This is a genomic window from Alienimonas chondri, assembly GCF_013036045.1.
GTDB lineage: Bacteria > Planctomycetota > Planctomycetia > Planctomycetales > Planctomycetaceae > Alienimonas > Alienimonas chondri.
The window spans coordinates 1-13415 of the sequence record NZ_WTPX01000130.1; the positions used below are offsets into that span (position 1 = coordinate 1).

The 13415-nt window shown below is 69.4% G+C and carries 19 protein-coding genes; 16 read left to right on the forward strand and 3 right to left on the reverse strand.

All coding sequences use genetic code 11. From position 1 onward, the window contains the following. The first annotated feature begins 205 nt into the window (after positions 1-205). The 5 genes from LzC2_RS16440 to LzC2_RS16460 are packed head-to-tail and all read left to right on the forward strand — an operon-like array spanning position 206 to position 3136. Complete coding sequence (locus LzC2_RS16440; protein ID WP_171188999.1) at positions 206-583, forward strand: hypothetical protein; 378 nt, start codon at positions 206-208, stop codon at positions 581-583. Next, on the forward strand, positions 580-1131 hold the full coding sequence (locus LzC2_RS16445; RefSeq protein ID WP_171189001.1) for a hypothetical protein: 552 nt from the start codon (positions 580-582) through the stop codon (positions 1129-1131). The genes LzC2_RS16440 and LzC2_RS16445 overlap by 4 nt, the downstream gene beginning before the upstream one ends. Continuing rightward, positions 1128-1529, forward strand: coding sequence for a hypothetical protein (locus tag LzC2_RS16450; RefSeq protein WP_171189003.1), 402 nt, complete (start codon positions 1128-1130; stop codon positions 1527-1529). The genes LzC2_RS16445 and LzC2_RS16450 overlap by 4 nt, the downstream gene beginning before the upstream one ends. Further along, on the forward strand, positions 1526-1855 hold the full coding sequence (locus tag LzC2_RS16455) for a hypothetical protein (protein WP_171189005.1): 330 nt from the start codon (positions 1526-1528) through the stop codon (positions 1853-1855). The genes LzC2_RS16450 and LzC2_RS16455 overlap by 4 nt, the downstream gene beginning before the upstream one ends. Before the next feature lie 33 nt (positions 1856-1888). After that, on the forward strand, positions 1889-3136 hold the full coding sequence (locus LzC2_RS16460; protein ID WP_171189008.1) for a mandelate racemase/muconate lactonizing enzyme family protein: 1248 nt from the start codon (positions 1889-1891) through the stop codon (positions 3134-3136). A 221-nt stretch (positions 3137-3357) separates the two neighbouring features. Here the strand turns inward: LzC2_RS16460 and LzC2_RS16465 are convergent, their stop codons facing one another. Further along, positions 3358-3948 carry a hypothetical protein gene (locus tag LzC2_RS16465; protein ID WP_171189010.1) on the reverse strand — a complete coding sequence of 197 codons (591 nt, stop codon included), beginning with the start codon at positions 3946-3948 and terminating at the stop codon, positions 3358-3360. 2 nt (positions 3949-3950) lie between these two features. After that, complete coding sequence (locus tag LzC2_RS16470) at positions 3951-4349, reverse strand: tetratricopeptide repeat protein (RefSeq protein ID WP_246255072.1); 399 nt, start codon at positions 4347-4349, stop codon at positions 3951-3953. On the opposite strand from LzC2_RS16470, the gene LzC2_RS16475 reads away from it, so the two are divergent. Continuing rightward, the gene (locus tag LzC2_RS16475; protein WP_171189012.1) at positions 4288-4668 is read left to right on the forward strand and encodes a class I SAM-dependent methyltransferase; all 381 of its coding nucleotides are present in this window, start codon (positions 4288-4290) and stop codon (positions 4666-4668) included. The two genes, LzC2_RS16470 and LzC2_RS16475, sit on opposite strands and share 62 nt — an antisense overlap. Positions 4669-4890: 222 nt before the next feature. Continuing rightward, the gene (locus tag LzC2_RS21705) at positions 4891-5409 is read left to right on the forward strand and encodes a hypothetical protein (protein ID WP_194362416.1); all 519 of its coding nucleotides are present in this window, start codon (positions 4891-4893) and stop codon (positions 5407-5409) included. 161 nt (positions 5410-5570) lie between these two features. Here LzC2_RS21705 and smpB read toward each other — a convergent pair whose 3' ends face one another. Then, positions 5571-6074: an SsrA-binding protein SmpB gene (gene smpB, locus LzC2_RS16485; protein WP_171189014.1), complete on the reverse strand. Its 504-nt coding sequence runs from the start codon at positions 6072-6074 to the stop codon at positions 5571-5573. A gap of 170 nt (positions 6075-6244) precedes the next feature. Between smpB and LzC2_RS16490 the strand changes: the two genes are divergently transcribed. The 9 genes from LzC2_RS16490 (at position 6245) to LzC2_RS16530 (ending at position 13361) form a co-directional block, all read left to right on the forward strand. Beyond that, positions 6245-7015, forward strand: coding sequence for a lipoyl protein ligase domain-containing protein (locus LzC2_RS16490; RefSeq protein WP_171189016.1), 771 nt, complete (start codon positions 6245-6247; stop codon positions 7013-7015). After that, positions 7002-8006: a lipoyl synthase gene (lipA, locus tag LzC2_RS16495; protein WP_171189018.1), complete on the forward strand. Its 1005-nt coding sequence runs from the start codon at positions 7002-7004 to the stop codon at positions 8004-8006. Before LzC2_RS16490 ends, lipA begins: the two co-directional genes overlap by 14 nt. Before the next feature lie 4 nt (positions 8007-8010). Beyond that, entirely contained in the window at positions 8011-8262 is a 252-nt protein-coding gene (locus LzC2_RS16500; RefSeq protein WP_171189020.1) for a hypothetical protein, read from the forward strand. Continuing rightward, on the forward strand, positions 8259-8663 hold the full coding sequence (locus tag LzC2_RS16505; RefSeq protein ID WP_171189022.1) for an HNH endonuclease: 405 nt from the start codon (positions 8259-8261) through the stop codon (positions 8661-8663). Before LzC2_RS16500 ends, LzC2_RS16505 begins: the two co-directional genes overlap by 4 nt. Next, the gene (locus LzC2_RS16510; protein ID WP_171189024.1) at positions 8656-8919 is read left to right on the forward strand and encodes a biotin/lipoyl-containing protein; all 264 of its coding nucleotides are present in this window, start codon (positions 8656-8658) and stop codon (positions 8917-8919) included. Before LzC2_RS16505 ends, LzC2_RS16510 begins: the two co-directional genes overlap by 8 nt. Beyond that, positions 8912-9955 carry a DNA polymerase III subunit delta' gene (holB, locus tag LzC2_RS16515; protein WP_171189026.1) on the forward strand — a complete coding sequence of 348 codons (1044 nt, stop codon included), beginning with the start codon at positions 8912-8914 and terminating at the stop codon, positions 9953-9955. Before LzC2_RS16510 ends, holB begins: the two co-directional genes overlap by 8 nt. A gap of 249 nt (positions 9956-10204) precedes the next feature. After that, positions 10205-10675, forward strand: coding sequence for a Minf_1886 family protein (locus LzC2_RS16520; protein ID WP_171189028.1), 471 nt, complete (start codon positions 10205-10207; stop codon positions 10673-10675). Then, the gene (locus tag LzC2_RS16525) at positions 10672-11220 is read left to right on the forward strand and encodes a hypothetical protein (RefSeq protein ID WP_171189030.1); all 549 of its coding nucleotides are present in this window, start codon (positions 10672-10674) and stop codon (positions 11218-11220) included. Before LzC2_RS16520 ends, LzC2_RS16525 begins: the two co-directional genes overlap by 4 nt. A 137-nt stretch (positions 11221-11357) precedes the next feature. After that, positions 11358-13361 carry a TlpA disulfide reductase family protein gene (locus tag LzC2_RS16530; RefSeq protein WP_171189032.1) on the forward strand — a complete coding sequence of 668 codons (2004 nt, stop codon included), beginning with the start codon at positions 11358-11360 and terminating at the stop codon, positions 13359-13361. Positions 13362-13415: the final 54 nt, after the last annotated feature.

Below are 13415 nucleotides of genomic sequence, written 5' to 3' on the forward strand. Positions count from 1 at the left end.
TCAACACCGGGACCGGGTGATCCGACACGACCCGCTGCCCGGCTCGCTGCCCGGCTCGCTGACCGACCCGCTCGCGCCGGGGGACGGCGGCGGGACGATGCGGTAGGCTCCCTTCCCTTCTCACTCCCGCCGCAGGCCGCGTGACTTCGACCTCGTCCCCCCGCATCGCGACGGAACGACGGACTGGCTCCGGGGAGGCGGGCTGATGTTCTTCGGGGGAGCGGAACTGCTGTTCGTCGGCTTCATGCTGTTGTACGGCCTGAACTGGATCGGGCTGGTCCTGTTCACCGGAGCGATGGGCCTGCGGCGCAGGCGGTGGGGCACGCCGGGGGGCGGATGGATGCTGGTCTCCGCGGCGTTGTACGGCGCCGTCGGCTTGGGATTGGTGATGTTGATCCCCCTGGGGGTCATCGCGGGGCCCGGCAACGCGGCGTGGGTGGAGTCCGTGGCGCTGGCCTCCGTCGTGGTTCTGATCGCGGTGTGGGTCGGCTCGAATGCGGCGTTGGCGAAGGCGTTGTTCACCGCGTGGCGGGCCGCCGACGAGGCGGTGAAGTCGCAAGGCTCTCCTGGAGTGGGAGCATGAACGAGGCCTTCGCTAAACTGCTGATGTGGTCGTTCACCGCCGCGGGCTACGGCGTGGCGGTGATCTGGTTGATTGCTTTCTTCCGGGCCGCGGGGAGACGCGATTCGCAATCGGTCGAGGCGTCCGGATTCGTCTCCGGAAATCGAGCCGTCGACGGGGCCGGGCGGGTGATGCTCGGTGCGGCGGCGGGCGTCGCGATGGGCGTGGTCGCCGGCTGCAGCGGGATGCTGACCCTCATCATCAACGCGGGCGGGGACGTGGACATGCCGGAGCTATTCGGCTTGGCCTTCTTGGCGATCCCCGTCGGGCTGATCGCCTGCCCGGGCCTTGTGCTGTGGGGCACCGTCGTCTCGTGGCGGGTGGCCGAACGCGATCCCGATCTGGACGCGGCGGCCATGGTCGCGGCTGCCGGATCGACCGCCGGGGCGAACGCCGTCGGCGGGGAGCAGACCGACGCCCTGGACGCGCCGTTCGATCCGCTCGACGCTCCCTTCGATCCGCCGACATCGCTGCAGAAGCCCTCCGGCGAGCGAGACGCCGGGAGATGAAGGACGCTGCGATCTTGATCGGACTGGCGTTCGTCGCGATCGCCCTGTGGAGCGTGATCGGCTGGCTGGCATTCGCCGGCGGCGCCCGCTGGCGACGGGGCACCGCGGGCGGACGGTGGGCGATCGCGGCGGGCCTGCTGTTCGCACCGGCCGCGATCGCGAAGACGGTCATGGTACTCCTCGCCCTCTGGCAGGAACTCGTCATGGGGGGCGTATTGAATCACGGGCTGCCGGACATCTGGATCTTCGAGTGGTGGGAAGCCGCCCTGCCGTGGGCGGTGCTGGCCTTTACGGCGGGACTGGCGGCCCTGGCGCTCGCGGGGCGGGCCGCGCTGGCCGCGGCGGTGATCGCCGAACCGACGGCTGAGCCGATCGCCGAACCGGCGGCGATGCGATGACCGTGGACGTCGTGTTCTTCATCCTCGCCGCGGCGGTGGTCGCCCTGGGAGCGGCGTGGGCGTTGCTGTTGCTCGGCTGCCTGCGGGCACGGGGCCGGGCGGTTCAGGGGCGACGTTGGCTGATGGCCGCCGGGGCGCTGGGCTCCGTCGGCGCCGCCTCGGGGGTCAGCCTGTTTTATCTGGTCAGCGCTCGTTCCGCGGCGGGGCAGGAACTGGCCGAAGCGTTGTTCCTGCTGCTGCTCGTCACGGAGCCGCTCGCCCTGATTTCCGCCGCGTGGGGGCTGCGGCGGACGTGGCGGCAGTTGGAAGGGTGGACGGATCGCTAAACTGTCGGGAACCCTCGATCGCTCAGGCCGTCCATGTCTTCTCCTCTTCTATACACCCCCAATCGCTCCACCGGCGGCCCCTCCCGACGGACCGTCCTCGCCGCCGGCGTCGGGGGACTGGCGGCGGGCCTGTTGCCGGGTCGGGCCCACGCGCATCCGAACCACGGCGGGGTCGTGCCGGACCCGCACGATCGGTTTGCGGAGGCGATCCCGCTGGAACGCTTCGACGTCGTCACCCTCGACGGTCCCGACGGACCGACGACCGCGGTACGGGTGACCGCCGCGGACGGCGGCGTCGGCGTCGTCCCGGCGAACAACCGATTGCCGGAGATCCGCTCCCTGTTCGACCGGCTCGCGGCGCCGTACTTCGTCGGCGCCGACGCCCGCGATCTGCCGGATCTGGTCGACCACGTCGATACCGCGGCGCGGCACTATAAATACGTCGGGATGCCGTTCTGGAACGCGGTCGCGCACTGCGAACTGGCGATCTGGGACCTGCTCGGTCGGCGGGCCGGGGCGAGTTGCACCGACCTGCTCGGCCGGCGGCGCCGGCGGCGGTTGAAGGTGTACGTTTCCCGGTTCGACCGGGACACCACCCCGCAGGAGGCCATCGAACAGGCCTCCGCCGACCTCGCCGCCACTGGCGCGACGGCCGTCAAATTGAAGGTCGGCCGCCGCATGAGCACCACCCCGCAGCAGAACGCCCGCGATCTGGCGATGGTCGCACTCGCCCGGCAGACGTGGGGCGACGACGTGGAGATCCTGCTCGATGCAAACGGCAGCTATTCCTCCGGCGAGGCGGTCCGCGCGGCGACGCGGTTCGCGGCGTACGGCGTCGGCTTTCTCGAAGAACCCTGCGACTGGCGTGACGTGGCGGCGACTCAGCAGGTCCGCGAGCAACTCGACGCCAAGGACGTGCGGATCGATCTCGCCGGCGGGGAACAGGATTCGATGCTCGCCCGCTGGCGGCAGTTCGCGGAGGCGGAACTGTATCGCCCGATGCAGCCGGACCTCTTCTACGTCGGCGGCGCGATCCGCCTGCTGACCGTCGCCCGCATCGCGGACGGCGCCAAGCTGCCGATCACCCCGCACGCCCCGCGGTCCGGCGTCGCGGCCTTCCCGGACACCGTCGTGCGGGCGACGATCGCGAACCTCGGTCGGGTGCAGGAGTACCGCCGCAGCCCCGAGGTGATCGACGGAGCCGTCCCCATTCCCGAAGGCCCCGGCTGGGGGCTCCCGTGGGATGACGCCGCGGTGCGAGCCGCCGCGATCGCAGGGTAGCCGCTGATCGAACGCGGGCGCCGGTGACCCGTACTCCCCTCTCCCCTTTTTGGGGGAGAGGGGCTGGGGGTGAGGGGGCTGGCGTCGTCCAATTGTTCTTCCTCATGCCCCCGAGTCTGTCACGCTCGATCGCAGGTCTGGGAGCGATCGCGGGTGAGGATTCCTCACCCTCACCCCCGGCCCCTCTCCCTGAGGGAGAGGGGTGCACGTGATCCGACTGGCTATTCGTCCGGCGTCCACACCCGCAGCGCGGGGCCGTCCTCGTCGTTGCGGACCGTGTGCCGGCCGTGCTTGTGTTCGAGGTAGAGAATCACCGCCAACAGCCCCAAAACCGTGGGGGCAATCCAGACGCTGAAGATCTCCCGCGGGCCGGTCCCGCGGCCTTCGAGCGACATCTCCAGATCCTGCGCGCCGGCGTCGAGCGCTATCGCCGCGGCGGTCGCCGCGCACATCACCGCGAACGGTCGGGCGCTCCAGGCGGGAGCGGTGAAGACAACCAGCCCGCCCGCCGCCAGACCGAGCCACAAGCAGAGGATCACCGCCCGCGGCACCTCCGCGGCGAAGAGCGCTTCAATCGGCAAGCCAGCGAGGACCAGTTCCCGCATCGCGGCGACGCTCAGCCCGCAGCCGACCAGTCCGGCGACGACCGGCAGCAGGGCCGCCGTCATCAGCCACCAGCGACGGCCCAAGCGATTCAGCAGTCGCGTCGCCCAGCGCGGCGGCGGTTCCCCCCGATCGCGCGGATCGATCGTCGAATCGTCGTTCCCGGGCGAGGCCGGGCCGGTCTCGGGGGGACGCGGGAACGCCGGCACGGTCAGCCGCGCATCTGGATCATGCGGGCCTTCGCCATGGCGTCCTCCGCCTCCGGGATCAGTCCGCATCGTTGGCAGATCACCGACAGGTGGGTGTAGCTGAAGGCGTCGTCCGGCTCCAGTTCCGGCACCTTCTTGGCGTGCTCCAGCGCCTCGTCCTTCCGCCCCAGCCGTTCGAGGTAGGTGGAGAGCGCCACATGGGCCGCAACGTGCGTCGGGACCAGCTCGACCAACTGTTCCAGCGTGGAGACGGCCCCGTCCAGATCGCCCGCGGCCTTCTGTTTGTTGGCCTCGCGGAGGAGCAGATTCGGGTTGGCGGCGGCGTCGGCCGGGGGAACCGTGACCGCGACGGATCTCGAACCGCGAGCCGTCGCCTTGGCCGCGGCCAACGCCGCCGCCAATGAACTCGTGATCGACGCGAAGCCGCTGGACTGGTTCGCTCCGCCGGTTCTGCCCCCCGCGGAGCGATTCGACCGGGTGATCGGGGCGGACCTGCTCTACCAGCCGAACCTGCACGCGGCGCTGTTGAACACGCTGTCCGCGACGCTGGCGGAGGAGGGCGAAGCGATCCTCGCGGACCCCGGCCGAAGCGTCGCCGCGGCCTTCCTGCACCTCGCCGACTACGCCGGCTGGCGGGTCCGCCTGGAGGACGACGCGGGACGTGAACTGTGGCGCCCGCGAATCGCGGGGCATCAAATCGTGAGACTATCACGCCGATGAAATCCCGCTGAGCCCCGACCGTCAGGGAGGGGCTGTGAGCAGGCACTGAGCCCCGACCGTCAGGGAGGGGCCGCTCTCGCAGGTTTGGTCGGACGAGCGGGCCGGAAAAGCTCTTCGCCCCTGCGCTTGGGCAGCCAAGACCGTAAATGGCCCGCTCCCTGACGGTCGGGGCTCGGGGCGGGGGGAATTGCGAATCGACGGGCGTCCGTTCAAAGTGCGGTCGTGGACGACCCAGTCGCCTATTTCCTCACGGCCCACACCTACGGCTCACGGTTGCACAGGGACGCGGCCGGTTCGGTGGACGACGACCATCGTCGCCCCGGCTCGCCCTACTATCGAAGAAACGACGCTCGAGTCCGATTCGAGCGAAGCCTGATGACGCAGCCGCCGGTCGCGTTAAATGTCCGAGAGCGAAGTTGCGTCCAAGATCGCATCGTGGCGGTCTGCGCCCACCGTGGCTGGTCGCTCCTCGCCTCACACATCCGATCGACGCACTGGCACGTCGTCGTCTCTGCGGAGGGGGCGTCGCCGGAGCGGGTTCTCAATGATTTCAAGGCCTACGCGACCCGGGGACTGCGGGAGGCCGGACTCATCGACAGCGACCGGAGGGTGTGGTCGCGTCATGGAAGTACGAAGTACGTCGCCGATTTCGATTCGCTACGCCGGGTCGTCGAATACGTCGTATCCGGCCAGGGCGATCCGCTCGAACCACCGCCGATTTGTGAGTTCGACGCTTCGTGAGCCCGGCCATCTAGCCCCGAGCCTCGACCGTCAGGGAGGGGTCGCTCCGAGGCGCCGAACTCAACTCTGGTCACAAACATCTTCTTTGGGTCCTCTTGAACGACGGACCCGTGAGAGCGGCCCCTCCCTGACGGTCGGGGCTCGGGGGCCTTTGGTGGCGCTCAATACACGAAGTGCCGTTTGGCTTCGCGGAGCTTGCGGTCGTCCTCTTTGGCCTTCAGCTTCTGCCGCTTGTCGTGCGTTTTGCGGCCGCGGGCGACGGCGAGCTTCACCTTCACGAAGCCGCGGGAGATGTGAACGTCGATCGGCACCAGCGTGAGGCCCTTCTGCTCGTTCGCCTCGGCGAACTTTCGCAGTTGGGCTTTGCGGACCAGCAGCTTGCGATCGCGGGTGCGGTCGTGCTGATAGCGGCCGGCCTCGGCGTACTCGCCGATATCCAGGTTCCTCAGCCATAATTCGCCGCCCTTCACGGTGGCGAAGGCCGTCTCGATGGAGACGTCCCCGTTGCGTACGGCCTTCACCTCGCTGCCGTGGAGGACCACGCCGGCTTCGAGTTCCTCGATCAACTCGTATTCGTGCTTCGCTTTCCGATTGCGCACGATGACCCGCTCGTTCGGGTCTTCCCCGCTGGTCTTCTTGCGTTTGGACTTCTTGGCCTTGGCCATCGGAGGGCGGAAAGCGAACCGGGCGGGGACGGGTGCGGCGAACGGGGGTCGGCGCCGGCGTTTGAGGGCGCCGCCGGGCGACGTAGGATGGGAACGCGACAGTCTAACGCCCGTCGCCGCTTTCCGTAGCTTCTTCCTGAAGCGCTCCTCCCGCCCGCCGGACACGCCCCGTGACTTATCCGTTCACCCCGCACCTGCCGGACCGCGGCAGCGACGGGCTGAGCGTCCACCTACTGGGCCGGCTTGATTGGGCGTCGGCCAAGACGTTGCAGGAACGGCTGGCGTTCGACCTCTCCGGCCGCACGGACCGTCACGGCTTCCTGCTGCTGTGCGAACACCCGCCCGGCGTGACCGTCGGCCGCGAGGGCAGCCGGGCCGATCTCCGCTGCGACGAGAACGACCTCCGCAGCCGTTCCATGACGACCGACTGGGTCGCCCGCGGCGGCGGCGCGATCGTGCATTCCCCCGGCCAATTGTGCGCCTATCCGGTCCTGCCGGTCGCCTCGCGGGCCGATGACGAAGAGAACCGGCTGACCCCCGCCCTGTTGCGGGACGTGCTGCTCGGCGCGGCGTCCGCGACCTGCGACGATCTGCGGGTGCCGCACGAACGCTCGCCGGACGGCGCCGCGATCGTCGCTCGCACCGGGGTGGTGGCGGAGGTCGGCGCCGGGGTGCGGAACGGGTTCAGTCGCTGGGGCCTATTCGTCAGCGTGGCGCCGGCGATGGAGTTCCCCCGCATGGCCGTGCGGCCGGGCGGCGCCGCCGGCGGGGGCGCCGTCTCCAGCCTCTCGGCGGCCCGGCACAACCCGGTCAGCATGCCAGCGGTGAGAAGCTCCCTGATTCGCCGACTCTCCGAGGGCCTCGGCTACGACGTCGTCCACACCTTCACCGGCCACCCGCTGCTCCGCCGGACCACCGAGCGAATCTATGTCCCTGCTTGAAGTCATCGACGCCCCCGGCCCGTGCGCCGCGAAACCGCAAGCGTCGCGCGGGTCCGTCCTGAATATCCTCGAGGCGCCCGAACGTCCGCTTGCGGTTTCGCGGGAGACTGACAGGAAGAGAAGACTCCCCAAGTGGCTCCGCCGTCCCCTGCCCGCCGCGGGGATGGCGTTTACCGATGAGGTGATCCGCGATCTGGACCTCGTCACGGTCTGCGAGTCGGCGAAGTGCCCGAACCGCACCGAGTGCTGGAGTCACAAGACGGCGACGCTGATGATCGCCGGGAACGTCTGCACCCGCCCCTGCGGGTTCTGCAGCGTGCCCAAGGGGAAGACGGAGCAGTTGCAGCTCGACGAACCGGACCGCGTCGCCGAGGCGGCGAAACGCTTGGGGCTGGAGCACGTCGTCCTCACCAGCGTGACCCGCGACGACCTGCCCGACGGCGGCGCCGCCCACTGGGCCGCCTGCGTGCGGGCGGTGAAAGAGGCGTGCGACGACCATGTGACGGTGGAAGTGCTCACCCCCGACTTCCGCGGCAATGTGCGGGCGATCGACGTCGTGATCGACAGCGGCCCCGACGTCTTCAACCACAACACGGAGACCGTCCCCCGGCTGTACCACCGCGTCCGCCGCAACGCGGACTATCAGCGGACGCTCGACCTGCTCGCCCGCGTGAAGGAACGGGCGCCCGGCATGCCGACGAAAAGCGGCGTGATGCTCGGTTTGGGCGAGACCCGCGAGGAACTGCTGGACGTGTGCGCCGATCTGCGATCCGTCGGCTGCGAGATGCTGACGCTCGGCCAGTACCTCCAACCCACCGGCGAGCACCTCCCCGTGGAACGCTACGTCCCGCCGGAGGAGTTCGACGAAGTCGGCGATCTGGTGCGGGAACTGGGCTTCGGCCTGGTCGCCAGCGGCCCCTTCGTCCGCAGCAGCTACCATGCGGGCGAGATGAAGGACGTGCTGAACGCGAACCGTTCCTCACTTGGTTGAACTGATGACGCTCACCGCCGAAGTCGCCGCGTTTCTCGGACGCGGCTGCACTCCCGAGGAGGTTCTCGACTTCCACCCGTCGGATGAAGCATCCGAACGGATCGGCGACCTGATCGCCAAGAGCAAGGGCGACGCCGGTCTGACGGCGGAGGAGCGTGCGGAGCTCGACCGGGCGCTGCACCTGGAGCATCTCGTTCGGCTCGCCAAGAAGAACGCGGTTGCGGCGCTGCACGCGAAACAGGCCGTGGCGGCGTGAGCGACGCCGTTCCCGCCGACTTGAAACGACTCGTCAGAAGGCGTGCGCGCCGAAGATGCGAGTACTGTCTGCTCCCGGAAGGCCTCGGCTTTATTACCTTTCACATCGAACACTGCATCAGCCAAAAGCATGACGGCCCCACCGTCGCTGAGAACCTCGCCTTGGCTTGTCCGGCATGCAATGCGTTCAAAGGCACGGACGTCGCCGGCCTCGACCCTCAAGAGCAGGCCCCCGTCCCACTGTTCAACCCACGACTCCATGCGTGGGAGGAACACTTTCGGCAGGACGACTTTCTGATCGTCGGCTTAACCGCTGTTGGTCGGGTGACGGCCCGGCTGCTTCGCATGAACGATCCCGACCGGATCCTCGATCGCTTCGACGCGGACCGCAATGATGCCTGACGCCCCCTACCTGCCGATCTCCGTACCGGCGTTCGGTCGGTTGCCGGCGGGGTGCGTGCCGACGCTCGCCGGGTGGCTGTGCGAGACGGGAGAAACGGTCCGTCGCGGGGAGCGCGTCGTCGAACTGACCGTGCCCGGGGTGATGGTCGATGCCCTCAGCCCCGCGGACGGGACGCTCGTTCGGCAGAACCTCGCCGCAGGCGCCAAGGTCGACGCGAACGAACCTCTCGGCTGGGTGGAGCGCACGAATGACTGATTCCTGGGGAAGCGGCTCCGTCTGGGACGACGTCCGCGGACACGACGCCGTTATCGACGGCTTCCGGCGGGCGGTCGATCGGGGGCGGCTTTCCTCGGCGCTGCTGCTCGCGGGGCCGGCGGGGGTGGGGAAGCGATTGTTCGCCGACCGGCTCGCCCGCTGCCTGCTCTGCACCCGCACGGCGCCGGACGAACTGGAAGCCTGCGGAACCTGTCAGGCCTGCGTGTCCGCCGCGGCGGACACCCACCCGGACCTGCACCGCGTGCGATTGCCGGAGGGCAAGCGGGAGATCCCCCTCGCCGCGTTCGTCGGCGACAAGGAAGACCGCGGCACCAGCGGCCTCTGCTACGAACTCTCCCGCCGACCGGCGCTCTCCGAGCGACGAGTCGCGATCGTGGAGGACGCCGACCTCGTCAATTCGCAAGCGGCGAACGCCTTCCTCAAAACGCTGGAGGAGCCGCCCGCCGGGGCGGTGCTGATGCTGCTGTCGGACCGGCCCGAATCGCTGCTGCCGACGATCCGGTCGCGGTGTCAGACGGTGCGGTTCGGCCCGCTGCCGGAGGCGGACGTCGCGGCGCTGTTGCTCGATCAGGGACTTGCGGAGAGTCCCGCGGAGGCCGAACAGGTCGCCCGGCTGTCGCGGGGCAGTCTGGACGCGGCGGCTCGATTGGCGGACCCGGAGGTGCGGGGGCTGCGGGAGGTGGTGCGGAAGCACGTCGGTCGCGGCGGGCCGGTCGCGGCGGCGAAGGCGGTCGTCGGCGCCGTGGAAGCCGCCGGCTCTGACGCCCCCAGCCAGCGGGCCGCGGCGGCGTGGGTCTTCGCCTTCTGCGCGGATCTGTACCGCGATCGCCTCGCGGGACTCTCGGAGGAGTTCGCGGAAGGCCAGACTCCCCAGGAAAGGGCCTCCGCCGACGAGCGACTCGAACGGGCCGCCGCGGCACTGGACCGGCTCAGCGAGGCGGAGGGCCAGATCGCCCTGAACACCTCGGTTCCGCCGGTGCTCGAAGCGCTGGTGTGCGATCTGAATCGGTCCTGACCCCGAGAGGCGAACCGGCGATGAGATCGGCGAGCCGGGGGGCTTGTCCCCCCGGACCGGGAGCGGAGCGAGCGGGATTCGGGCGCCTCGATTTCGTGTCGCCGGCGTCGCGGCGCAACATTGGACAGGGGGGACGAACGCCCCGGCTCGCCGACGTTCCCGATTTCGGCGCCAAGCCGGCCTGTCGCCGTGCGGCGACAGTCCGCTACCATCGCCTCGGCCTGCCCCGACACCGACCGCCGTCTCGCTGTGAACCGTCCCGACGACCGGCCCGCTGAGTCCTCCGAAGAGAACGACGCCCCCGATGCGCGGCCGTTCGCCCGGGAGGCGTATCTGTTCGTGTTCGAGGCGCTCCAAAAGGTGCAGGACGATCTCGCCGCCGCGGGGCCCGGCCACGACGCTCCGGCGGTCGCCTCGCGTCACGTCACCGGCGAGCTACGCACCGGCCGACACATCACCGCCGCGGAATTGTGCGACGGCTTCCGGGAACTGGCCGCCGCGCAGTTCGGCGGGCTGGCGCGGACGGTGCTGCAGCAGTGGGGCGTGCGCAACACCGAGGACATCGGCCGCATCGTCTTCGAGCTGGTCGATCGCGGCGAGCTGTGCAAATGCGACGGCGATAAAGCAGAAGACTTCGCCGGCCTGTACGACTTCGACGCCGCCTTCGCCACCGCCTTCGACGCCGACCTGAACGCCGTCACCCTCGCGGCGGCCCGGTGAGCGTTCCGCCAGTCCGTAGCGGCGGCTTCCAGCCGCCGGGAGAAGACGTTCGCGGAGAGTCGGCGGCTGGAAGCCGCCGCTACGAAACTTCATCGGCCCTCCGCTGGCTCTGGCCGGCGATCATCGTCGTCGCCCTCGTCTGGGCGATCGCGTTGGGCACGCTCGCGGCCACGCGGGCCAATCCGCCGACGCTCAACCGCGTGCAGTTCGCCCGAGCGGATGCGCTGGCGCTGGTGGAGGTGCGGCAGTACTCCCGCAGCGGCATGCGAGGCGAGATCAAAGAGGCGGTCCCCGGCGGACGGGGGCCGGTCCCGGCGGAACTCGAAACGGGTTCGCCCGTCGTCATTCTCGGGTTCGCGGAAGATCTCGCGGAGACGGGAACGCTCGCGGCGGCGCCGGTGCGTCGGGTCGGGGATGGTTGGGAGATCGCCGAGGCGCCCGAAGGGCTGCCCCGATTGGTCTATCCGGTGGCGAACCCGGGGGATTGGTCCGATCTGAAGGCGGCGGCGGCGGCGTTGTCCGCCGGCCGCGATCCATACCGCTGAGAGGCGAACGTCCGGGCGGGCGATCGGTCGATGGGAATGACGGACGGCGGAAACCGGCGGTGACCCGTGCGCGGGCGCCGACCTAAGATCGTCGTTCCCGCGCTGACTGTCGGCCACTTTCCCCCCGCCTCGCCATCATGCCCCGCTCCGCCGTCGCTTCCCGCGTCCCGTCCCGGCGTTCCGCCCGCGCCTGGGCGACCGCCGCGGTTCTCGCCGCCGCCCCGTTGGCCGTCGGTCCGCAGACCGCCGCCGCGCAGTCCACGCCGCCGGCCTCCGCGATTCTCTCCACCTATCAGCCCAAGGTGGCCGGCGGGCCGGGCGTGGAGATCGAGACCCCGCCCGAATCGGAGTGGGACAAGTGCGTCGTGGAACCGATCCGCGGCAACGACAGCGGCTACGTCGTCTCCAGCCCGGACGGTCAGACGCTGCGTCGCATCCTCGACGCGGACGGCGACAACACCATCGAGTTGTTCATCTACTACAACCAGGGGATGGAGGTGTATCGGGAGTGGGACGGCGACGGCGCCCAGAAGAACGCGAAGGGGGATTCGGTCGTCGCCAGCAATAACTTCCGCTGGGTGAACTTCGGCGGGACGAAGTGGGGCGTGGACGTGAACGGCGACCGGAAGATCGACCGCTGGAACCGGATCAGCGCCGCCGAAGCCGCCGCCGTCGCCGCCGAAGCGATGCTCGCGGGAGACGCCGCCAAACTGGCCACCGTGCTGGTGACGGATCAGGAACTCGAGTCAATCGGCGTCGCCGAGAAGGTCCGCGAGAGCGTCAGCAAGCAACTCGCCGACCCCGCCGGTCAGCTGCGGAAAATGCGGGACGAATCGGAGATGCTGCAGTCGAAGCCGACCTTCCAGAGCGTCAACACCGGCCAACCGGGGCTGATCCTGCCCGGCCAGTCCGGCACCGGCGAACTTGAAGTCGTGGAGAACTCCAACGCGTTGGTGGAGATGCCCGGCGGCGCCAATATGGGCATCGTTTCGCTGTCCGAGATGGTCCGCGTCGGCACGCGGCTGGACAACGTCGTCTGGAAGCTGACCACGATGCCCCGCCCCGTCGAGGGGAACGGCCAGATCGTGCTCGGCGGCCCGCTGATTCAGCCGGAAAGCTCGCCGGTCCCGCCCACCCCCGGACTGTCCGAGGAGGTCGCGGAGCTGCTGCAACAACTCGCCAAGCTGAACGAAGACCGCCCCGACCAGGACGCTCCGAAGGCGGATCACCTCGCCTTCGCCGCCAAGCAGCTCAAGCTGCACCGGGAACTGTTCAAGGTCGACAAGTCGGACGACCGCCCGTTCTGGCTGACGACCCAAGCGGACACCTTCCACGGCCTGTTCCTCAACGAACACATCGACGGGGACTTCGCCAAGAAGGAACTGGCCAAGATCCGCACGCTCGCCGAGCGCGAGGCGAACGGCGCCCTGCCGACCGTCGATCAGCGGACGCTGTTCGTGGAGTGGGGCGAACGCCGCCGGCCGCTGGGCCAGAACCCCAAGCCGGAGGATCTGGACGCCTTCGAGAAGTGGTGGCGGGCCGCTCGGGAAGACTTCGTCAAGACGTACAAGGACGCGAACGAGTCCGGCACGTTCCTGATCGAACTCGCCATGGAGGCGGAGCAGCAGAACGAGAACGCCCAGGCGAAGGACTACTACCGCCAGCTCGCCCAGACGTTCCCCGAGTCGCAGCTCGGCCAGAAGGCGGCCGGGGCGTTGCGGCGGCTGGACCTCGAAGGCAAACCGCTGACGTTCCGCCTGCCGACCCGTGAGAACGGCGAGATGTCCAACGTCGACACCCGCGGCAAGGTCACGCTGCTGACCTTTTGGAACGTCGCCTGTCAGCCCTGCCAGCAGAACCTGCCGGTCCTCAAGGACCTGTACAAGAAGTACGGATCGGACCTGGAGATCATCGCCGTCAACGTGGACGACACCCCCAATCCGATCGCCGCCTACGTCCAGGAGAACGAGGTGCCCTTCCCCGTGGCCTTCGAGCCGGGCGGCTTCAACGGCCCCGCCGCGACCTACTTCGGCGTGGTCAACCTCCCCACGATGCTGCTGGCGGACAAACAGGGCCGCGTCGTGAGTGTGAACCCCGACATCCGTGAAGTGCAGACCAAGGTGCCGGAGTTGGTGAAGTAGAGCCGCCGTCGCCGTCCTCCCCTCTCCCCCTTTTTTGGGGAGAGGGGCTGGGGG